The 20,650-nt window shown below is 54.0% G+C and carries 16 protein-coding genes and 2 tRNA genes; 3 read left to right on the top strand and 15 right to left on the bottom strand.

What is annotated here, in order from left to right; genetic code table 11:
• Nucleotides 1–155: 155 nt before the first annotated feature.
• The 3 genes from murF to trxA all read left to right on the top strand — a co-directional run bounded on the left by murF (nucleotide 156) and on the right by trxA (nucleotide 6,339).
• Nucleotides 156–1,475, top strand: a complete 1,320-nt coding sequence (gene murF / locus HMPREF1121_RS06235) for a UDP-N-acetylmuramoyl-tripeptide--D-alanyl-D-alanine ligase (protein WP_044115421.1) — start codon at nucleotides 156–158, stop codon at nucleotides 1,473–1,475.
• A gap of 813 nt (nucleotides 1,476–2,288) precedes the next feature.
• A complete protein-coding gene (gene dnaE, locus HMPREF1121_RS06230; protein ID WP_044115375.1) occupies nucleotides 2,289–5,978 on the top strand; it encodes a DNA polymerase III subunit alpha in 3,690 nt (1,229 codons plus the stop codon).
• A 46-nt stretch (nucleotides 5,979–6,024) separates the two neighbouring features.
• Entirely contained in the window at nucleotides 6,025–6,339 is a 315-nt protein-coding gene (trxA, locus tag HMPREF1121_RS06225) for a thioredoxin (protein ID WP_044115374.1), read from the top strand.
• Between the two features lie 82 nt (nucleotides 6,340–6,421).
• Here trxA and HMPREF1121_RS06220 read toward each other — a convergent pair whose 3' ends face one another.
• The 15 genes from HMPREF1121_RS06220 to HMPREF1121_RS06150 all read right to left on the bottom strand — a co-directional run bounded on the left by HMPREF1121_RS06220 (nucleotide 6,422) and on the right by HMPREF1121_RS06150 (nucleotide 20,551).
• Complete coding sequence (locus HMPREF1121_RS06220) at nucleotides 6,422–7,465, bottom strand: GNAT family N-acetyltransferase (protein WP_044115373.1); 1,044 nt, start codon at nucleotides 7,463–7,465, stop codon at nucleotides 6,422–6,424.
• Complete coding sequence (locus tag HMPREF1121_RS06215) at nucleotides 7,443–8,369, bottom strand: DUF2156 domain-containing protein (protein ID WP_044115419.1); 927 nt, start codon at nucleotides 8,367–8,369, stop codon at nucleotides 7,443–7,445. Before HMPREF1121_RS06215 ends, HMPREF1121_RS06220 begins: the two co-directional genes overlap by 23 nt.
• Before the next feature lie 250 nt (nucleotides 8,370–8,619).
• Nucleotides 8,620–9,111 carry a threonine/serine exporter family protein gene (locus HMPREF1121_RS06210; protein WP_044115371.1) on the bottom strand — a complete coding sequence of 164 codons (492 nt, stop codon included), beginning with the start codon at nucleotides 9,109–9,111 and terminating at the stop codon, nucleotides 8,620–8,622.
• Nucleotides 9,112–9,150: 39 nt separating this feature from the next.
• Entirely contained in the window at nucleotides 9,151–9,978 is an 828-nt protein-coding gene (locus HMPREF1121_RS06205) for a threonine/serine exporter family protein (RefSeq protein WP_044115370.1), read from the bottom strand.
• Between the two features lie 105 nt (nucleotides 9,979–10,083).
• Nucleotides 10,084–10,155 (bottom strand) — tRNA-Met (locus tag HMPREF1121_RS06200).
• A gap of 222 nt (nucleotides 10,156–10,377) precedes the next feature.
• Nucleotides 10,378–12,306 carry an ATP-binding protein gene (locus HMPREF1121_RS06195; RefSeq protein WP_232223749.1) on the bottom strand — a complete coding sequence of 643 codons (1,929 nt, stop codon included), beginning with the start codon at nucleotides 12,304–12,306 and terminating at the stop codon, nucleotides 10,378–10,380.
• Nucleotides 12,307–12,323: 17 nt separating this feature from the next.
• Nucleotides 12,324–13,610, bottom strand: a complete 1,287-nt coding sequence (locus HMPREF1121_RS06190; RefSeq protein WP_044115367.1) for a hypothetical protein — start codon at nucleotides 13,608–13,610, stop codon at nucleotides 12,324–12,326.
• Between the two features lie 207 nt (nucleotides 13,611–13,817).
• Nucleotides 13,818–14,714: an FKBP-type peptidyl-prolyl cis-trans isomerase gene (locus tag HMPREF1121_RS06185; RefSeq protein WP_044115365.1), complete on the bottom strand. Its 897-nt coding sequence runs from the start codon at nucleotides 14,712–14,714 to the stop codon at nucleotides 13,818–13,820.
• A 36-nt stretch (nucleotides 14,715–14,750) separates the two neighbouring features.
• Entirely contained in the window at nucleotides 14,751–15,557 is an 807-nt protein-coding gene (locus HMPREF1121_RS06180; protein WP_044115363.1) for an FKBP-type peptidyl-prolyl cis-trans isomerase, read from the bottom strand.
• A 3-nt stretch (nucleotides 15,558–15,560) separates the two neighbouring features.
• Nucleotides 15,561–16,214: an FKBP-type peptidyl-prolyl cis-trans isomerase gene (locus HMPREF1121_RS06175; protein WP_084151985.1), complete on the bottom strand. Its 654-nt coding sequence runs from the start codon at nucleotides 16,212–16,214 to the stop codon at nucleotides 15,561–15,563.
• Nucleotides 16,215–16,604: 390 nt separating this feature from the next.
• Nucleotides 16,605–16,871, bottom strand: a complete 267-nt coding sequence (locus HMPREF1121_RS06170) for a SemiSWEET family transporter (RefSeq protein WP_044115362.1) — start codon at nucleotides 16,869–16,871, stop codon at nucleotides 16,605–16,607.
• A 214-nt stretch (nucleotides 16,872–17,085) separates the two neighbouring features.
• Complete coding sequence (locus HMPREF1121_RS06165; RefSeq protein ID WP_052353626.1) at nucleotides 17,086–17,538, bottom strand: copper resistance protein NlpE; 453 nt, start codon at nucleotides 17,536–17,538, stop codon at nucleotides 17,086–17,088.
• A 118-nt stretch (nucleotides 17,539–17,656) separates the two neighbouring features.
• Nucleotides 17,657–19,600, bottom strand: a complete 1,944-nt coding sequence (locus HMPREF1121_RS06160) for an NAD(+) synthase (protein ID WP_044115361.1) — start codon at nucleotides 19,598–19,600, stop codon at nucleotides 17,657–17,659.
• A 106-nt stretch (nucleotides 19,601–19,706) separates the two neighbouring features.
• Nucleotides 19,707–20,390, bottom strand: coding sequence for a MarC family protein (locus HMPREF1121_RS06155; RefSeq protein ID WP_082713145.1), 684 nt, complete (start codon nucleotides 20,388–20,390; stop codon nucleotides 19,707–19,709).
• A gap of 88 nt (nucleotides 20,391–20,478) precedes the next feature.
• A tRNA-Gly gene (locus HMPREF1121_RS06150) sits at nucleotides 20,479–20,551 on the bottom strand.
• Between the last annotated feature and the right edge of the window lie 99 nt (nucleotides 20,552–20,650).

The following is a 20,650-nucleotide window of genomic DNA, read 5'->3' as shown; positions in this document are numbered from 1 at the left end:
ACGGAGGTAGCTACTCTTCACAGCAGCCCCCGAGATGAATCCCAGCCTATCTACGCGGTATTGAGGCTATGTAGTACCTTTGTGACACCATATATAATAGTAGTGTCACCGTAGGGCGCTTCCCACTCCCCTACTCCCTTATGACCCGACTCATGATCACGATAGAAGACCTCTACTCCATCTACCTCGCCCACCCCGTGGTGAGCACCGATACCCGCCAGCTACCCGAGGGCTGTATCTTCTTCGCCCTGCGTGGAGCGCGCTTCGACGGCAATCAGTATGCCCGTGCCGCACTGGAGGCTGGCGCAGCCTATGCTATCATCGACGACCCCAACGCACAGATCGACGAGCGAACGATCCTCGTCGAGGACAGCCTGAAGGCCCTACAGCTGCTCGCCTGCCACCACCGTCAGCAGCTGGGCATCCCCGTCATCGCGATCACTGGGACGAATGGTAAGACGACGACGAAGGAGCTGACGGCTGCCGTCCTCTCGACGACCTACCGCCTCCTCTATACCGAGGGCAACCTCAATAATCATATCGGTGTCCCCCTGACCCTCCTACGTCTCACCCCAGAGCATCAGCTTGCCCTCATCGAGATGGGCGCCAGCAAGCCTGGGGACATCGATGAGCTCTGCGCCATCGCCGAGCCCAACTACGGGCTCATCACCAACATCGGTCGGGCGCACCTCGAGGGCTTCGGCTCCATCGAAGGGGTACGCCGCACCAAGGGCGAGCTCTATGACAGGCTCCGCGCCCACAAGGGTATCGTCTTCTTCCGAGCCGAAGACAAGATGCTCGAGGAGATGAGCGAAGGTATCGATCGCATCGACTATGGTACCGACCCCGAAGCACGTATCGTCGGGCAAGCTACCCCCAGCACGGGCGATCAGCTCTTCCTCCACTTCTCTTGGGCCTGCCCCACCCTCGGCATCGAGCAGCGTAGCGTGCAGACTCACCTCGTCGGGGACTACAACCTCGCTAACGCTCTTGCAGCGATCACCATCGGCCTTTACTTCGACGTAGCTCCCGAGCGCATCGACGAAGCCCTCACCAGCTACACCCCCAGTAACAGCCGCTCCCAGCTCATCACCTCCACCCGTGGCAACCAAATCATCGCGGATGCCTACAATGCCAACCCCTCAAGCATGCACACGGCACTGGACAACTTCCTCCACATCGAGCCTCTGGATCGTCCCCGCACCGTCATCCTCGGCGACATGAACGAGCTGGGCGAATCGAGCCACGAAGCCCATCAGGAGCTGTATGCCCGCCTCAAGGCACACACCGCCTCGCCACTGACGATCTACCTCTGCGGTCCGCATTGGGTAGAGGAGCTCGGAGCATCGGAGCACGTCCTCCCCTCGGTCGAGGAGCTCATCGCACGCATCGAGGCAAAGCCCATCACGGACAGCCTCATCCTCGTCAAGGGCTCGAACGGCATCCACCTCGGCCGTCTCCTCCCCTCGCTATAAGCAAAGAGCGCATGGATCTACCGTATTGACGAGATCCGAACAAATGCTTATCTTTGTAGTAGAACAAAAGAAAAGAGCCACGTTGTCGATTGGGAAACTCATCGTACTAAGTTGAAAACCGAGGCAACCCTCTCCTCCAATGGCGGGCTACCGAGGCCTTCGGGTCTCCTCGCCTATGGCGAGCAGAGTAGATTACAAAGGGGGCGGGGATCTCAAATCCTGTTTTTCGGAGTTTTCACTTAATCTGCTCGTGGCTCCCCCAAGCGTAGGTCACTCACCGATACTCACCGAGTATCATGTGAGTGACCTACTTCTTTTATCGTCACCCTCCCGTTTCAGTCGCGACGCACTTTGCAAAGGTATTTCGACAGCCCGAGTACTCCTGCACCGACAGACCACCACACCTGTTTCGTGCACGCTATTTGCAAATAATCGCCGACCACCGGTATTATTCGCTCGTGCTTAAGGTGCTATTTCCTCGAAGTCATACAGCTATACCTTCGTCTACGTACGTGGACGTAAGGACTACGCACGTAAAACCTAAAGTCTACGCACGTAGATTTTAGGACTACGTATGTGGTCGGAAGTTTAGGACTACGGGATGATAGCCTTTAGTCGTGGAGAAACGAGTTTTTCCTCCGCGAAGCGTAAGTTTTCCGCGTATTGATTTAGGCCTCAAAGCACTACAATGATCGAGCTCTCGGGAGGGACATTTTTTCTCCTCTCGAGGCACAGAATTCTGAGCTATTTGCGGTAACTTTGTACCACACTGCAGAGGAAGCCGCCCTCGCAATCCATTCATTTTCAGTCATTATGCAGCCTTTCGTACACCTCCACGTACACTCACAGTTCTCCCTCCTTGACGGCCAGGCCTCGATCAAAGGCCTTGTCGACAAAGCTATGGCCGACGGCATGCCTGGCATTGCCCTCACGGACCACGGAGCTATGTTCGGCATCAAGGAGTTCTTTGACTACGTCAATAAGAAGAACGGCCCCCTGCTTCGCGAGCGCAAGGATCTCAAGAAGCAGATCAAGGCCCTCGAGGAGCAGGAGGAGCGTAGTGCAGAGGACGAAGCCAAGCTGAGCGAGCTGCGAGAACAGCTGCAGGCGGCCGAAGCCAAGCCTCTCTTCAAGCCCATCCTCGGCTGCGAAGTCTATTGCGCCCGTCGCTCGCGCTTCAAGAAGGACGCTAACGTCCCCAACCCCTATCGCCCCAACCAATCCGTGGACAATAGTGGCTGGCACTTAGTCCTCTTAGCGAAGGATCTCACGGGCTACAAGAACCTCATCAAGATGGTCTCGCGCTCGTGGATCGACGGCTACTACTACCGCCCACGTATCGACAAGGAGCTGCTGGAGGCCCACCATGAGGGCATCATCGCCTCCTCGGCCTGCCTCGGTGGGGAGATCCCCCAGCACATCATGTACGGCAATATCGATGAGGCGGAGAAGAGCATCGAGTGGTTCAAGGGGCTCTTCGGTGATGACTTCTACCTCGAGCTACAGCGTCACAAGACCGACAACCCGCTCGGCAACCAAGAGACCTACGAGAAGCAGCAGCAGGTCAATGCTGTCCTCCTCGAGCTGGGTAAGAAGCATGGTGTGAAGGTCATCGCTACCAACGACGTCCACTTCCTCAACGAAGAGGATGCCGAGGCGCACGACCGTCTCATCTGTCTCAGCACAGGTAAGGATCTCAACGACCCCCGACGCATGCGCTACAGCAAGCAAGAGTGGCTGAAGACGACAGCAGAGATGAACGAGCTCTTCGCCGACCTACCCGAAGTGCTCGCCACGACGAAGGAGATCTGCGATAAGGTCGAGCTCTACAGCATCGAGAACGATCCTCTCATGCCAGACTTCCCTATCCCCGAGCAGTTCGCCGATGCCGACGAATACCTCCGTCATCTGACCTACGAGGGTGCCCGACGTAAGTACGGCGAAGAGGGTATCACCGAGGAGGTGCGTGAGCGTATCGACTTTGAGCTGGGCGTCATCTCTGGTATGGGCTTCCCTGGGTACTTCCTCATCGTGCAGGACTTCATCGCTGCCGCCCGTGATATGGGCGTCTTCGTGGGCCCTGGGCGTGGATCGGCCGCAGGATCTGCCGTAGCCTACTGCCTCGGCATCACCGACATCGACCCCATCCGCTATGACCTCCTCTTCGAGCGCTTCCTCAACCCCGACCGTATCTCCATGCCTGATATCGACGTGGACTTTGACGATGACGGGCGTGCGGACGTGCTCCACTGGGTCACGGAGAAGTACGGCTACGAGCGTGTAGCCCATATCGTCACCTATGGCACGATGGCCGCCAAGAGTGCCATCAAGGACGTCGCACGCGTACAGCGCCTCCCCCTCTCAGAGAGTGACCGCCTCACGAAGCTCATCCCCGACAAGATCCCCAACGTGAAGAACGTCACCATAGGCGCTTCTCTCGACTACGTCCCCGAGCTCAAGCAGGCTTCCCTTAGCCCCGACCCCCTACTCCACGATACGCTGAAGTACGCTCAGATGCTCGAGGGGAATATCCGCAGTACGGGCGTACATGCCTGCGGTATCATCATCGGGAAGATGGATATCAGCGACGTCGTCCCCTTGAGCACCGCCGAGGATAAGGCCACGGGCGAGAGCATGCTCGTGACGCAGTACGAAGGCTCGGTCATCGAGTCTACGGGGCTGATCAAGATGGACTTCCTCGGGCTCAAGACCCTCTCGGTCATCAAGGAAGCCCTGCTGAACATCAAGAAGAGCCGCGGTATCGAGATCGACATCGACAAGATCCCCATCGATGATACCAAGACCTACGAGCTCTACACCGAGGGGAAGACCGTCGGGACCTTCCAGTTCGAATCCGCTGGGATGCAGAAGTACCTGCGCGAGCTGAAGCCCTCGACCTTCGAGGACCTCATCGCGATGAACGCCCTCTATCGTCCAGGGCCTATGGACTACATCCCCGACTTCATCGACCGTAAGCACGGCCGTAAGCCCATCACCTACGACCTGCCCTGCATGGAGCGATACCTCAAGGACACCTATGGTATCACCGTCTATCAGGAGCAGGTGATGCTACTCTCCCGTGAGATCGCCGACTTCACGCGTGGAGAGTCTGACGGCTTGCGTAAGGCGATGGGTAAGAAGCTCGCCGATAAGATGGCGGAGCTGAAGGTGAAGTTCCTCGCTGGTGGCACGAAGAAGGGCTACAAGGAGGACACGCTGGAGAAGATCTGGGCCGACTGGGCAAAGTTCGCCAGCTACGCCTTCAACAAGAGCCATGCTACCTGCTACAGCTGGGTCGCCTATCAGACGGCGTACCTCAAGGCGAACTACCCCGCAGAGTACATGGCTGGTGCGCTGAGCCGCAACCTCAACAACATCTCCGAAATCATCAAGCTCATGGACGAGTGCCGTACCATGGGCATCCGCGTACTCACGCCAGATATCAATGAATCCGACTTCAAGTTCTCCGTGAACCAAGACGGCAACATCCGCTTCGGGCTCAATGCCATCAAGGGCGTAGGTAGCTCAGCGGTCGAGATGATCATCCGTGAGCGCGAGGAGCATGGGCCCTTCGAGAATGTCTATGACTTCTTCGAGCGCGTGCCCATGAGCATCGTCAATAAGAAGACACTCGAGAGCTTGATCTTCTCCGGCGCCTTCGATAGCTTCGGCCTGCCGCGTGAGATCTACAGCGCTCCGATGGAGACGGGGAACGATGACTCCTTCCTCTCCGCCCTCGTGCGCTTCGCCCAGGTCAGCCAAGCCGAGCAGAGCCTCAATGAATCTTCCCTCTTCGGAGGCGATGACGAAGCCCTGCAGATCCCCCGCCCCACGCCTCCGACGCACTTCGTCGAGCTCTCGGATATGGAGCGTCTCAATAAGGAGCGTGAGCTGGTCGGGCTCTACCTCTCAGGCAATCCGCTTGACCCCTACCGCGTACTCCTCGAGTGCTACTGCCCCGTCAATGCGCAGATGATGAATGACCCAGAGGCTCTCGGCGAAGGGCGTCAAGTCTCCTTCGGCGGTATGGTGTCAAACGTCTTTATCGGCACGACCAAGCGTGGCGACCCCTATGCTCGCATCACGATCGAGGATACACAAGGCTCGTGTACGATTCCGTTATTTAGTGGGAACTATGTGAGCTACTCGCAGTACTGCCAGAAGGGGCTCTTCGTCTTCGTCGAAGGGGTCATCCAGAAGCGTCGCTACGGCGAAGAGCTGGAGCTGAATATCCAGCGTGTGAGCCTGCTGAGTGATGTCATCGACCGAATCATCTCCAGCATCCATCTGAACATCGATGTACGCATCGTCAATCAGAGCATCATCAGCGAGCTCGGAGATATCATATCGAACAATAGCGGATCTGCTATGTTATCAATAAGACTCTCGGATGGTACGGGGCGCAATGATGTCGAGCTCACCTATGACCAAGGTACGGTAGCTCCGACACCTATCCTCCTCGACTTCTGCCGTCAGTACGGCATCGAGATGACAGCTAAGTAGCAAGTAATAATATTAGTCTCACCTATAAGAAAGAAAGGAAACAATCATGGCATTAGAAATCAACAGCCAGAACTTCGACACGCTCATCGCCGGCGACCAGCCCGTAGTCCTCGACTTCGGTGCCACTTGGTGCGGCCCCTGCCTGATGGTGGCTCCCATCATCGAAGAGCTCGCAAAGGAATACGAAGGTAAGGTCGTCATCGGTAAGTGCGACGTCGACCAGGATCCCGAGCTTCCCAACCGCTTCGGTGTACGCAACATCCCTACGATCATCTTCGTCAAGGGCGGTGAAGTCGTAGAGAAGAAGGTCGGCGCTCAGAGCAAGGACACTCTGAAGAAGTCTATCGAAGGGCTGCTCTAAGCTCCATATCCGATAGCCGGAAATAGCATAAGGGCTGTACCACCTGCTGGGTGGTACAGCCCTTATCTCTTTTATAGCCGAATTATACCGCCTCGAAGAAGAGGCGCAGCGAATAGCTCAGCTCCTCGCCAAGGGACTTCCCAAGCTGAGCAAATAGCTCCGCCGTCGTGCGACACTTAGGATAGGCATCCGAAGTAGGGTAAGCCGTGCGACGCACTACCCCACCCTCGACTATGTAGAGCCCATCCAGCGCAGGGAAAAGCTCGTCACTATAAGCCCAAGCACCTCTAAGGTCGGGATGAAGCGTAGCGAGATGCTGCAAGAAGCGTAGTGGATCGAGGAGGCGAATCATTCCCCGTCGCTCCTCCCCTACCCCTCGTCCTCCCTCGGGACGAAGATAATAGCTCACCTTCTTCGCCGAATGGGATGGCTCTTGAAGCAAGACTTCTCGCACCACAGAGCTTCCGTAGACAGCCTGTACAACGACTTCGTCCTCACGCTCTACGTAGAAGAGTGCGCCATTGACCTTACCCTCTGCCGTACGATGCTCACGAAGCACATAGCCCTCACTGGTCGGATAGTCTTCGGTCACTACACGCCAGAGTGCAGGAGTATGCAGGAGCTGTGGCGCCTTGCTTGCGCGCTCCACAGCAGTGAGGTATTCGACGAGCGTCGCCCCCTCACATTCGGGATCGGACTCAGAGAGCACGGCGTCAAGGGAAGCTGTCGTCACGGCGACAGGAATGGGAGCATAGCCCACAGCCTTCGCATAGTAGTCGAAGAGCCAATCCTCAGCAGGCAAGAGAAGTGAAGCGGCATCGCCCCGCTCTTGCGCCAGACGCAGGGCTTCCTTCAGTGTCTCCTTCATCAAGCCACGTCCAGCGTAGTCGGGATGCGTACATACCGCCACGACATAGCTCACGGGTAGGCGCTCGCCACCCGAAGAAAGCTCTACGGGGAGATACTGTAGGTGCATCGTTGCTACGCCCTCGGTGTAGCCGACAAGCGTGCTATCGTCACGGTAGACCTCACTAAAGTACGATGAGAGGAAGGCATCCGTATCCCCGAAGCAGAGCTGCCAAAGGCGATAGGCATCCTGTGCCTTAGGGCTCAGTGGGGCATTCATGGCGCAGGACTGCAGCGATCTTCTGCAGGATGATATCAGGCTTGTAGGAGAGCTTAGCCTTACGGAGCCCCTCGATACCTAAGTCCTCCTCACGATTCACATAGGTGTAGCGCTCGGGGATCGTCGAAGCGAAGAGCTTATTGATCACCGTGAAGGCGCCATCATAGTCACGGTTGGCCTTCTCGATGTGCACACCGAAGGTCGTCTCATTGATGGGCGAACCGATAGTGAAGGCGACGATCTGCCCGCCGACACGCAGGATGCCACCCGAGAGCTGCAGTTCGTCGAAGGAAGAGAGGAGACGCAGGATGACCTCCTGCTCCTTGTCCTCGCCTTGGTCTTCGCTGCCGTGCTGCTGTAGCCAGGCTTTCTCGACCTCAAGGCACTCCAGCGCGTTGGCTCCCGTGATGGGCTCATAGCTGAAATCAGGGTAGAGCTTCTCGAACTTATTGACGTGATTACGCTTCGACTGCAGCGCCTTCCCCGAGAGACTGACCAGACGCTCTCGGAGATAAATGTAGTCCGCCGCGCCTTCGTCTTCGAGGAAGGTGAAGGCGCCAGGGCAAAGCTCCTCGAGATGCTCCCGACAATGCGCCGTGATCCCCATCACGACGAGCGGATAACCACCTGCATCGGCCTCGTGACGTAGCCGATCCAGCGCATCCGAGCCACAGCCCCCACCCCGACGAATAGGGATCAAGTACGCCGGATGCGAGCGCACAGGCGAGGTGAAGCGAATGAAGAGCGTGTCGTCAGCTATGGCGTAGCTCGTCTCATACTTCACAGCCCAGCCGAAAAGATTGGCGAACGCGAGATCACAGATACGTGACTGGCTGGCGAGCGTATAAGCCGTTATCTCCTCTCTCGAAGCTGCTGTGATGGGGGTAAAGTGCAATAAATCCATATACATCGAATAGCTTGGGACCACCGATTCAGCATGCCCTCGGGCGCGCTTCCAGACGATGGTCCCAAATGTTATATTACTTTCAGCCGAATGTTATATTACTTTCACTCAAAAGTAATATTACTTTTCGGCAAAACTTATATTACTTTTCCTCGGAAGTTATATTACTTTCGGCAGAAGGGTATATACCTTTCTCTCTGTACTTATATAGGTGAGTGAAGAAGGCCTTCGAAAAAGCCGTGCCTTCTTGCTACTTCGCCGCGCCGCGCGTCATGCGGAAGGAGACCTGGTAGCACATGAATAGCGGAATGGCGACGCCCACACCGAGGGCGAACATCGTCAGCAGTGCCGTGATACCATTCGAGATGATGCCTGGCAGATACTGCTCCTGCGCCACCTCCTGCGTCGACTCCATGAAGCGAATCGTGCCCAAGATAGCGCGGTAGGCGAACTGACCTGGGATCATAGGCAAAAGGGCGGGGAAGGCAAAGACTTCGATCGGGTAGCGCGCATGATAGGCAAAGCCCACAGCGATGAAGCCAGCAAAGACTGCTGCGAAGAATGTGGCGATAGCGATATTCATACCCGCATACGTCATCAGCGTGAAGCGCAGGGCATTCCCACAGAAAGCGATCATGGGGACATATCGGAAGGCCGCCTTAGAAGGATTACCAACGGCGGCGAAGCCCAAGGCAGCGATGGCGGCGAAAAAGCCTTTCTCAAGGATAAGGAGGAAGTCCATAGTAGCGTAGTCCTATACGATTGCGATGGTGATGAGAGGTTAGAGGAGCGAGAGACCAAGGGACATCAGCGTGACTGAGAGGCCTACGGTGATGCTCACGACGATCATCACCGCTGTCAGGAGGCGCGAGATGCCGTTGAGGACATAGCCATCGAGGATATCCATCATACCATTGATGAAGGGGACACCAGGGATAAGGTAAAGCACACTGGCACTAAGGGCAATCTTAGGAAACTCTTCGTAGCCGAACTTCGCACCGAGACCGACGACGAAGGAAGCGACGAAGGCCGAGAGGACTACCGTCAGATAGTGATAGACGTGACGGCGATTCAGCTCCTGACGCAGGAGGAAGCCGCAGAACGTACCGAGGAAGACGAAGAGCCCCGACATCAGATCGCCACCGAAGAGCAGGCAGAAGGCCATGTTTGCCTGGCTGATCAGATAGAGCACAAGCCAGCGATTCATCGGCGGCGTGTTGAGGATCTTCTGGAAGCGCTCTTCGAGTTCGTCGAGACTTGGGTGATTGTCGTAGGTGTACCAAGACAGACGGCTCAGCTCTGCATTGAAGAAGAAGTTCAGAGGGCCATGTCTATGCTGCAGCATCCCAGATACAGGATGCGCATCCAGCGGACGATAAGAGTGACGACCATCGCCCAGGACAGGGCTAAGTGTCATCGTCATGTTGCGCTGGAAGGTCATGATCGTCGGCTCGTAGCCATAGGCGTGGGCGATACGCGTCGTATTGACCACGATACGATTGGTCTGCACGCCGACACTTGTCTGTGTCGTCGCGTAGCGCAATAAGAAGTCCAAGAGACGCTCCTTGTCGATATCCTCACGCAGAGGACAAGGTTTCGATTGGGCCATAATTACCGTGAGAGGTGAAGAAAATAGTAAGTGTAGTATGAATAAGAAGAGCCTCCACTGGGATTCAGGGGAGGCTCTGGTATCAGCTCGGGCTGATCATCTTTGTTGCGGAGGCAGGATTCGAACCTACGACCTTTGGGTTATGAGCCCAACGAGCTACCACTGCTCCACTCCGCGCTATCTTTTTGCACTGCAAAGGTAGTATTATTTTCTTAACCTACAAACTTTAAGAATATCTAGCTCCGAATTTTCCTCCTCATAAAGCAAGAGCAACTACCCCATCCGTGAGGGATCGTCACCCTATGATCGAGTGTCAAGCTCAGCTAAAAAGGAAGGTCATCTGGGTCGAAGGGTCTAGCATCAGCCGTAGTCAGGTCTTCCTCTGCCATAGTATGATCTTTATCTTCTATAGTCGGTCGGCTCCCCTTCCTCTTCCGTAGTCTGCTCTCCCTCCTCGGTAGACTTATCTAGCCATGATTCTGTGAGGGCGATGGTCTGACTTTCGGGTTGCTCCTCCTCGCTGAGACGATCGACCTGCAAGATCAGGGGAAGGTCGGCTACGATACCCGAGAGCACACAAGCTCCAGCAGGTAATATCGGGAGCGACTCTATTGAGATCTTATCAAGATAGGCAATTGCCTTCTCCACCATCTCTAGATCCCGATTGTTGATCAGACGATGGATGAGGTAATTGTGGAGCTGAGAAATAATCGTCGCTGATATGTCCGAAGGCCGCTGACTAGCGATAGTCAGGAAGACCCCAAACTTACGTCCCTCCTTGATGATCTCCTCAAATGTTTCCAATCTGAAGTCCTTCCACTCCTGGTTCTCTCGCGTGGAATCATACGATAATATGTTGTGGGCTTCGTCGATGATAATGTTAAGCGAGCTCGTGACCTCTGCTAATTTCTTATCCTTATGCTCTTGGTAGTACTTATATGATAGAAGTAGCGGGATTAGCTTCTTCATAGAGGTAGACACCTTATCCATATTGATCACCGCTAAAGGCTTTCCCTCCTCCCAGAGACTAGTATTGCCTATATCAGTCGGAATAGAAAATACCTTCGAGAACTCCTTAGTCAAGCTTTTCAGCTTATTGATCGCAGGAGCGACATGCTCATTCTGCGCACGATTTGACAATACATCATCAATCAGTTGAATGTATAGGAACTTGGTAATCCACGAAATAAAGTCCTTATCCACTGTCATTGCTTCTAGCGCTTGGTAGAACTTCGTTTCAGGGATAGCAAGATCAAATTCGCTCGGGTTATCCGCATAAACGCGTTTTGAAGGTTGTACTCTGTCAATATAGAAACAAGGAGTAGATGAAAACCATCCTAAATTAGAACGAAGATCATCCTGATGATCTAATATACTTTCCATATACCCTAAGGTTAAATCAGCAAGCCCCCAATTGCCTAATTTGAGAATTTGCTTCAACTTATTCTTAAGAATACCCTTGGTATATTCCAAGGGATCCCGTGCTTCTTGTGCCTTTCCATATAGCTTCAATGCCCTCCGGATGAAAGGTTGTTGTGTCTTCTCTGTGGCACTTGCAAGGATAAAGAAGAGTTCTGGTGTAAGGATATCCTCTGACAACAGCTGAATCTTATCAGCCTGATCGCTTTTAGTGGATAGATTATATACCTTCTTGAGAGGAGTTATAGTGGTTGCATTGGCATACTCTCCATTGAAATCAAAAAGGATAAAACGTGCATTCTCTTGGAATTTCATTTGATTTCCAAACTTTTGGAATAGGTTCTTGTAGAGCGTGGCTAATGTATGACTCTTACCGCTCCCCGTATTCCCAAAGATGCCGATATGGCTTGCAAAGAGTCGATCAACTGATATGTCAATGGAGACACGCTCATCAGTCATCAACGAGCCTAAGCGTATCGTAGACTTTTTCTCTTGAGCAAAGCTATGAATCTTCTTATACTCGTCTAAATCTAAGAGTACGCATTCATTACCTATTAAGGGAAGCTCCTTGATCCCCTTACGATACTTATCCCCCGAGAAGTAGCCAAGCATCTTAACCGATAGGAAACGAATGAACCGCTCTTCAGGCTGAGTATACTCAGGAGATTGGGAAGTCGACTTATCTTCTTTGATATACTCTTTCTCGATCTTACCGATCAGGCTATTGAATCCCTTGATGAGCTTGACATATCCACCCACGGACACATTAGACAGTAGCTCTCCCCGGTAGAGGATGTGCGAACGATTCTTCTCCTGATCGACACGAACGGAGATTTCTCTACCATCGACACTGGAGACCTCCCCAATACGAAAGATCGATTTCTTAAGTAGATAATCGTCGTGATCCATTGTAGATTTCCCCATATTCAATTGATACGATTCCTGATCTGTCCAAAGACATACTTATTAATAGATGCCAAATCGAACACATCCAACTCTTTACAGGCCTCTTGATCTAACAAATCTTGATCCTTTTTAAACTTTGATGGCGATAGGATAATGATATTCTTATGGTTGCTCTCTCCTATACATTGCTGTATAGCTTCCTTTGCCCCATCATCATAGGCAAAGATAATGATGAGTAGAGTTGGGTTAGATGATGCCGCTCGACGCGTGATCTGAGCTATATGCTCATCGGCAAAGGAAAAGCCCATTGCAAAGAGGCAGGTAGTCGGCTTCTCTAATGCATTTGCATACAAGCGCATCAGCTCATAGAAATGCAAGTCCAAGACCGTCTCTCTGAACTTTGCCTTTCTCGGGTTAATCATCACTAACTCATCGTATGCCTCTCGGAATGATCGCATCAGCTTATCAGAGGCAGGGTCGATGCTCAGAGGTTCGGTAGGTATTTCTTTCTCTACAGCACTTTCCTCTACAGGCACAGACTGGGATTTACCAATAGCATATCCCACAGCGTTCACTAGATCATCAAACTGCAGCTCCCTTTTTTGGGCATCATCCTTTCCTTCGTTCTCCTTATCAAGTTCATCCTGTCGTCGCTTTATAACCTGAAATTGGTCTGGATACTCCTTGATACAACCGACGACTTTCTTCAATGTATCCAAACTCCCATCATAGAATATTTCAGCACTATTCTCCTTATGCCGCCAGTTAACCGAGCCGTGCATCTTCAGATAGTTGAATGTAGGTAGCTCCGAGGTTCGCTGATAGAGTGGACTCACCTTAGAAACTATCGTACTGAACGCTTCTTCTCGAAAGACAGGTCTCATCACGCCCTTGAAGCCATTATTGAACTCTATCCCCAGATCTTCAGCCACCCCCTCAAGCAATGGATCTATATTGGTCGTGAAGATATTGACTTGCTTACTCAAGAGAGTACTACCTCGGCGAGAGATGATATGATTCCAGATCTTCAGGAAGTCTTGATAGGCAGACTCTACTTTCTGGAGCTTTTCAGGCTTCTCATCCATAGAGATGGCGTCGAGACAAGGCTTCATGACACCTTCCACATAGGTAATCTTTAGATTATCCTCGGTGATTTTCCTTACGCTCTCATTCTCAATCGTCGCACATTCTGTTAGCCACGTCTCAATGTTACCCAAAGCTTTCAGGTAGGGAAGTGAAAGCCCAGCTCCAAATAAGAAGTTGATGTGGCTTGATTGTATGATATTCTTCAGCTTGTCTAATGTCATGGGGTGTCTAGTATCTAGGAAAGTCCTTACGGGAAGGATTTACACACATAAAAGTAGAGAAATCAATCGTTACAGACAAGGATCTATAATCAGTAGGAACACAGCCGAGATAAGGTAGCATAAAAAAAGCCATGTGGCTGCACTCCTCGCTCGAGGAGTGCAGCCACATGGGGAGATAAGTGATTAGCGCGGGGAGGCGCCGATAGCTTAGAGAGAGTCGGGCTGTGCAGCGCTGGCAGCAGAGACCTTCAGCAGCTCGATTTCGAAGACCAGCGTGCTGAAAGGAGGGATCTTTTCACCAGCGAAGCGAGCACCATAAGCCAGCTCCTGAGGGATGACGACCTTGACCTTTTCACCGACCTTCATCAGCTGAAGCATTTCCGTCCAACCCTTGATGACCTGGTCAACGCGGAACTCAGCAGGCGTACCCTTTGATTCGTCGAAGACCGTACCATCGATGAGCTTACCGACATAGTTCACCTGGACCATATCCGTAGCCTTAGGCGTAGCACCGTTACCTTCCTTGAGGACCTGGTAAGCCAGACCAGAAGCAGTCGTCTTCACGCCAGCTTCCTTCTTGAAGTTAGCGATGAATTCAGCACCCTTCTTCTTGTTCTCACCGTACTGCTCTTCCATCTGCTTTTCCATTTCAGCTTCGTACTTAGCACGCTCTACTTCCTGCTTCTTTTCATAGTAGGACTGAGCGATAGCGCCGAGGCTGTCAGCCTGCTTAGCACGAGCAGCAGAGTCGAGGCCGAGCGCCTTCTTGAAGCCAGCCATGAAGGCAGCCTTCTTCAGCGTAGAGTCGTCCTTGAAGCGCATTGCAGCCTGGACGCCCTGCATCTGACCGACGTAGTACCACAGCTTGGTCGTGTCGCTGTTGAAGCCTTCTTCGAAGCCCTTGAAGAAGAGTGCAGAGTCTACGTTTTCACCCTGAGCCTTTGCGCCCTGGATAGCGTTGACGAGCTCGGTAGCATTACCGAAACCGACAGCGAAAGATACGCTATCAGCACCATCCTTAAGGTCAGCAGAGCCACTCTTAGAGCAAGAGAAGATACCGAGAGCCATAGCTGAAGCAGCCAGGAGCATTGAGATCTTTTTCATTTTTCTTTTGATAGATATTGGATTGATATTCTGTTGTTACTTTTTACGCTTGACTGCCTTGCGAGGCTTAGCAGCCTTGGGGGTAGTAGAGGAGGAAGCCTCTGAGACGTGTTCTTCGCTCGAGGGAGCAGCCTTGAAGGGACGCACGTCGATCAGCTCGACCTCGAAGAAGAGGGGCGAGCCAGCTGGGATGACACCGCTGACACCACGATCGCCATAGGCGAGGGAGGCAGGGATGAGGAACTCATACTTCGAGCCCTTCGTCATCAGACAGATACCTTCCGTCCAGCCAGCGATGACCTGAGAGAGGGGGAAGACGGCGGGCTCACCACGCTTGTAGGAGCTGTCGAACTCCTTCCCCGAGGGAAGCGTCCCCTTGTAGTGGACGACGACCGTATCCTGTGCCATAGGGCGGACGCCCTGCGTAGCACGTAGCACGCGGTACTGCAGACCGCTCTCGGTGACCTTCACACCCTCCTTAGCCTTGTTGGCTGCGAGGACGGAGTCAGCCGAAGCTGCCGTGCGACGTGTCTCGGCCTGCTGCAGACCCGCTGCATACTCGTCGAAGATCGCCTTAGCAGCGGATGCCGAGACCTTCGTAGAGTGCCCAAGGAGGACGTCACCGAAGGCAGCAAGGATCTGCTGACGGCTCAGCGTATCGCCAGGCATATGGGAGAGGACTTCGGAGAAGGCCTGCCCATTGAGGACGCCGAAGGCATAGGCGACACTATCCTGACGGGTAGTGAGAGCAGCACTCTTCTGCTTGCTCAGCTTGGGCGAGCAGGAGGCGAGTGCGACGAGAAGGCCTGCCGACAGGGCGAGGTGCTTGGTAAGCTGCTTCATCCCTTACTTACCGACGATAGCGATGAGCTCGATGATGAAGATGAGCGTGCTACCAGGCTGGATCATCTCACCTGCACCGCGGTCGCCATAGGCAAGATCCGAGGGGATCGTGACCTTCCACTTCGAGCCTACGGGCATAAGCTGGAGGATCTCCGTCCAACCCTTGATGACGCCCTGCAGGGGGAACTTAGCCGTCTGGCCACGGTCCATCGAGCTATCGAAGACCTGACCATTGATCAGCGTACCGTGGTAGTGGCACTCGACCGTATCGGTGAGCTCGGGCTTGGGACCGTCACCCATCTTGATGACCTCGTACTGCAGACCGCTGGGCAGGGTGACGACACCCGTCTTGTGGCCGTTGATCTTGAGGAATTCTTCGCCTGCTTCCTTGTTCTGCTCGACGGCCTTGCGACGTACTTCCTGGAAGTAGTCATTGATGACGACCTTAGCTTCGTCGTAGGTCATCTGAGGCTCAGCGCCTTCGAGTACGTCACGTACACCAGCGAGGAAGTCTTCCAGATTGATCTCATCGAAGCCAGAGGCGCGGAAGTTCTGGCCGATGCTCAGCCCGAGGGCATAGCTTACTTTATTCATTGTACTTATATAGTTGTTGTCTGTGATGTGGGGAGTGCATCTCGTAGCGAGATACAAATGCATATCAGAGGACAAAGTTAGTCATTTTTGTATGGTTGCAAAGCAGGCAGAGAGCTGGAGGAAGCAGGGGGATGAAGCAAGCTCTACGGCAGTCTCCAGCACAAGGTCATACGGCACACTCCCGAGCGACTGCACGAGGCGGGCAAATCAACCTATATAGGTCACTGCTCGGACCAATATAGGTCCCCCTATGCGACCTATATTGCTTCGCGTCGTGACCTATATTGGTCAACCCATCGACCTATATTGGTCGCAGCACCGCCCTATATTCCCCCACTCTATCCCGCCCTATACAGATACACTTCGGCCCCGCCACATACTACGCCTTAGAGCGGTAGATATGTGGCGGGGCCGAAGGCTATATCGGGGAGTCTTTACTCCAAGGGAGTCGGACTACATCAGTGCCGTGATGGCAGCTGCCAGACCGAAGACAATACCGGGAGCGTTAGCGATCACGATAGGCCAGTCGCGCTTAGGCTGCTGGAGCAGGCCGTAGAAGACCCAGAGGGTACAGTTGATCGCTGCGACGAGAGGCTGGATCCAGTCCCCCTTTTGACCATTGAGGTTGCCCTGGATCGTGCTGATATAAGAGACATACATAAGGATAGCAGCCACTGAAGCGACGGTACCCAGGATGGTGAGGAACTTACTCTTTGCCATATACTTCTTAGGATGAATGAATACAATCTTATCGGATGCAAAAGTATAAAAACTCTTAAAAACTCGCATCCTTCCGCTCTGCCAAGCCGCTTCTCCAGCAAGATCACCGACCACGACAGGGCCAAAACAGCAGGGGCTACGCCTGCACAGCTTACGCTGTAGGGCATAGCCCCTGAGGGTTATTCCCGCCTGAGGGCGGGTATCGGTTGGTGACTTACTTCTTTGCGAGGTCGTACTGGGCAGCGAGCTCACCTTCGGGGAGCTGCTTGGTCGTCTGGTCGAGCAGCGTGATCTTGCCTTCACCTACCTTGTAGTAGGTCTCGAGGTTGGACGAAGGCGTGATGAGCGTCAGCAGACCATCAGCAGCGAGCTTGTAGGTCCCGTTCTCATCGATGGGCTCAGCGCCTGCCTTAGAGAACTCTTCGTGCTTGCTGTACGTACCGTCTGCGTTGAGGACGATGGTCGTCTTCACCGAGCCGTCAGCACCAGGGATCGTACCTTCGTAGGTACCCAGTGCAGCTTCGTTAGCTACGTTAGCGGTAGAGTCTACTACTGCAGCAGCTACAGAGTCCTGATTCAGGCTATCGCTCTGCGATGCCTCCGTGTTACCTTGGCAAGAGGCAAGAGCCAGTGCCAGTACTGCGAATGAAACAAATACTTTCTTCATAATCGTACTATGTGTGTTGGTTAGTCGAGCGCCCCGCCAGCACCATGCTGACATATCAGGAACTCGAACTGGCTACAAACGTACAAAAAAATACTATTCAATGTACAATGCCCTCTGACTACTCTTCGGACAAAGCATCGACCTCAGCAAGCCAAGCATTGGAAGACACGTCACTGGGCATACGCCAGTACCCACGTGGCGAGAGGCTCACAGCCGTCACCTTAGGTCCATCTGGCAGGCAGTTGCGCTTGTACTGCTGGGCGAAGAAGCGGCGATAGAACTCGCGTAGCCAGCGCTTGATGGACTTCGCATCGTACTTATCCTTGAAGGCCACCTTCGCCATATAGAAGATCTTCTGAGGTGGATAGCCGTAGCCGAGGAAGTTGTAGAGGAAGAAGTCATGCAGCTCGTAGGGGCCGACGACATCCTCGGTCTTCTGATCAATATCGCCCTTAGCATTCGTAGGCTTCAGCTCGGGAGAGATAGGCGTATCGACGACGGAGCGCAGGACCTTCGAGAGCTCAGCACCGAACTTCCCGATCTCAGCCATACGCGAGACGATGATCTGTATAGCCGTCTTAGGGATACCCGCATTCACCGAGTACATCGACATGTGGTCACCGTTGAAGGTACACCAGCCGAGAGCCAGCTCGGAGAGGTCACCCGTGCCGATGACGGGAGCGTTGTACTTATTCGCCAGGTCCATGAGGATCTGCGTGCGCTCACGAGCCTGCGTGTTCTCGAAGACGACGTCCTGCACCTCGGGATCGTGCCCGATAGCAGCGAAGTGCTGCATACAGGCCTCGGTGATATCGATGGTGCGTGACGTGACGCCGAGGCCCTGCATCAGCTCGATAGCATTGTTCTTCGTGTGGTCGCTCGTACCCAGCCCAGGCATCGTCACAGCGATGATACCCTCGCGGGGAAGGCCCAGCGCATCGAAGGCTGCCACGGTGACCAGAAGCGCCAGCGTCGAGTCAAGGCCACCCGAGATACCGAGGACGGCATGACGCGCCCCGATGAAGCGCAGGCGCTGTGAGAGGCCACAGACCTGAATGTCGAACATCTCTTCGGCGCGCTCATCACGCTTGCGGCTCTCGGGGAGGAAGGGATTCTGCTCGATCTGACGATCGACATCATGCGACTCCTCGTGGGTGCGTAGGCGGAAGGGGATCTCCGTCAGGAGGCCACGCTCCGTATGGTCGACGATCGAGTCATTGAAGCTATTGGTCGTCATGCGGTCGTTGTCGATACGCATCACATCGATATCGCTGATGATCAGGCGCTCTTCGTAGGTGAAGCGCGGAGTCTCGACGAGGAGCTTACCGACCTCGGCGATGAAGCCCTTACCCGTGAAGACGGTATCCGTAGAGCTCTCACCATAGCCAGCGGAGGCATAGACGTAGCCGCAGAGGTTCTGCGAGGAGAGCCCGCTGATGAGGCTACGCAGGTAGGTATTCTTCCCTGCCAGCTCGTTACTCGCCGAGAGGTTGAAGATGATCTGTGCCCCGTAGAGTGCCAGGCGCGTCCCTGGGGTGTAGGGCGTCCACATATCTTCGCAGATCTCGATACCGATGGCGAGCTTGCCTGAGCGGAAGAGGACGTTGTGCCCGATAGGCACCTGGAAGCGGCCGATCTGTACGTGAGCCAGCTTGAGGTCACGCGCAGCAGCGAACCAACGTGCTTCCTGGAACTCACGGTAGTTCGGCAGATAAGTCTTGGGGATAGCCCCGAGGATCTGCCCCGACTGAAGGGCGACAGCCGCATTGAAGAGCTGTGACTGGATGCGGATAGGCATACCGACGATGATGAGCACCGAGGTATGTGCCGTACGCTCTGCAAGGCGAAGCAGTGCAGCCTCAGCCTGATCGTTGAGGAAAGGGCGGAGGAAAAGGTCTCCACACGTATAGCCCGTGATGGAGAGCTCTGGGAAGGTGATGATCTCTACGCCCTTGGCGTCAGCCTCCAGTACCAGAGCCTCTATTCGCTCGACATTGTACTCGCAGTCAGCGACCCGCACGAAGGGGACAGCGGCTGCGACCTTGACAAATCCATGCTTCATATTACATTGCTTTTATAGAGACGATATGCGTGCAGCCCCTTATCGAGGATACACGCATGTCGCCTATGAGGCCTCCCCACTTGCGCGGGGAGGATGGTGATTACTATTATTGTCCGAGAGCGGCCACCCCATGCTGTACCATGGCGATGACTTCGATCAGATTCTTTGTGATGAACTTCACCGAGATCGCCAGGAGGACAACCCCGAAGAACTTACGTAGGATGTAGACCCCGTTCTTACCGAGGATACGGTCGAGGAGCGAGACATAGCGCAGGACGAGGTAGACGAGGACCATGTTCAGCACGATACTCAGTGCCAGATTGATCATCGCGATACCAGCCGAGCGCAGCGTCAGGAGCGTCGTGAACGAGGCTGCTCCCGCAAAGAGCGGGAAGACCAGCGGTACGAAGGTCGTATTGCCGCTTGAGTCGTCCTCGGACTTGAAGATCTCGATACCGAAGATCATCTCGACGGCCATCACAAAGAGTACGATCCCCCCAGCGACCCCGAAGGTCGAGATATCCGCACCGAAAGACCCTAAGAGTGGCTCCCCTACGAGCAGGAAGGCAATCAGGATAATCCCCGAATAGATCCCGACCTGTGCGGAGTGGTAGGTCTTCCCCTTGGACTTGAGTGAGAGGATAATGGGGATAGCCCCGATGATGTCGATGGTGACGAAGAGCGTGAAGAACGCTTTGTAGAGCTCGTCGAGGCTGAAGAGGGTAAACTCATGCCCTATCGCTGAGGCGATCTGACCGAGGTCTACCCCGAGAAGTGGAGTAGTCATCATTACGTGAATGAGCTTAGAGAGTAGTGTATGTAGCAAATAGAGAGGGGATATCCCTCCTCTGGAAAGAAGGATACCCCCTCACATGGTGAGCGGTAGGCGAGGCTCGAACTCGTGACCCTCAGCTTGGGAAGCTGATGCTCTACCAACTGAGCTACTACCGCAGGGTTAAGACCCCTCAAGGGGTTTTCTTGTCCGCAAAGATAGGAAGAACTTTTGATTCTGCAAGAGGATTTCACCTGTGCTCCCGCCTCCAAATCCGA

The sequence above is a fragment of the Porphyromonas sp. KLE 1280 genome, assembly GCF_000700805.1.
In the GTDB taxonomy this organism is placed as follows: domain Bacteria; phylum Bacteroidota; class Bacteroidia; order Bacteroidales; family Porphyromonadaceae; genus Porphyromonas; species Porphyromonas pasteri.
Note: the sequence above shows the minus strand (reverse complement) of the source record. Positions and strands in the feature narration are given on the sequence as shown.

What these genes read in the sequence shown, in the direction of transcription:
- HMPREF1121_RS06195 (WP_232223749.1), bottom strand. Translation starts at nt 12,306, where the DNA reads ATGGATCACGACGATTATCTACTTAAGAAATCGATCTTTCGTATTGGG.
- HMPREF1121_RS06160 (WP_044115361.1), bottom strand. Translation starts at nt 19,600, where the DNA reads ATGAAGCATGGATTTGTCAAGGTCGCAGCCGCTGTCCCCTTCGTGCGG.
- HMPREF1121_RS06205 (WP_044115370.1), bottom strand. Translation starts at nt 9,978, where the DNA reads ATGGCCCAATCGAAACCTTGTCCTCTGCGTGAGGATATCGACAAGGAG.
- HMPREF1121_RS06210 (WP_044115371.1), bottom strand. Translation starts at nt 9,111, where the DNA reads ATGGACTTCCTCCTTATCCTTGAGAAAGGCTTTTTCGCCGCCATCGCT.
- HMPREF1121_RS06180 (WP_044115363.1), bottom strand. Translation starts at nt 15,557, where the DNA reads ATGAAGCAGCTTACCAAGCACCTCGCCCTGTCGGCAGGCCTTCTCGTC.
- dnaE (WP_044115375.1), top strand. Translation starts at nt 2,289, where the DNA reads ATGCAGCCTTTCGTACACCTCCACGTACACTCACAGTTCTCCCTCCTT.
- HMPREF1121_RS06185 (WP_044115365.1), bottom strand. Translation starts at nt 14,714, where the DNA reads ATGAAAAAGATCTCAATGCTCCTGGCTGCTTCAGCTATGGCTCTCGGT.
- HMPREF1121_RS06215 (WP_044115419.1), bottom strand. Translation starts at nt 8,369, where the DNA reads ATGGATTTATTGCACTTTACCCCCATCACAGCAGCTTCGAGAGAGGAG.
- HMPREF1121_RS06190 (WP_044115367.1), bottom strand. Translation starts at nt 13,610, where the DNA reads ATGACATTAGACAAGCTGAAGAATATCATACAATCAAGCCACATCAAC.
- HMPREF1121_RS06155 (WP_082713145.1), bottom strand. Translation starts at nt 20,390, where the DNA reads ATGATGACTACTCCACTTCTCGGGGTAGACCTCGGTCAGATCGCCTCA.
- trxA (WP_044115374.1), top strand. Translation starts at nt 6,025, where the DNA reads ATGGCATTAGAAATCAACAGCCAGAACTTCGACACGCTCATCGCCGGC.
- HMPREF1121_RS06220 (WP_044115373.1), bottom strand. Translation starts at nt 7,465, where the DNA reads ATGAATGCCCCACTGAGCCCTAAGGCACAGGATGCCTATCGCCTTTGG.
- HMPREF1121_RS06165 (WP_052353626.1), bottom strand. Translation starts at nt 17,538, where the DNA reads ATGAAGAAAGTATTTGTTTCATTCGCAGTACTGGCACTGGCTCTTGCC.
- HMPREF1121_RS06170 (WP_044115362.1), bottom strand. Translation starts at nt 16,871, where the DNA reads ATGGCAAAGAGTAAGTTCCTCACCATCCTGGGTACCGTCGCTTCAGTG.
- HMPREF1121_RS06175 (WP_084151985.1), bottom strand. Translation starts at nt 16,214, where the DNA reads ATGCATTTGTATCTCGCTACGAGATGCACTCCCCACATCACAGACAAC.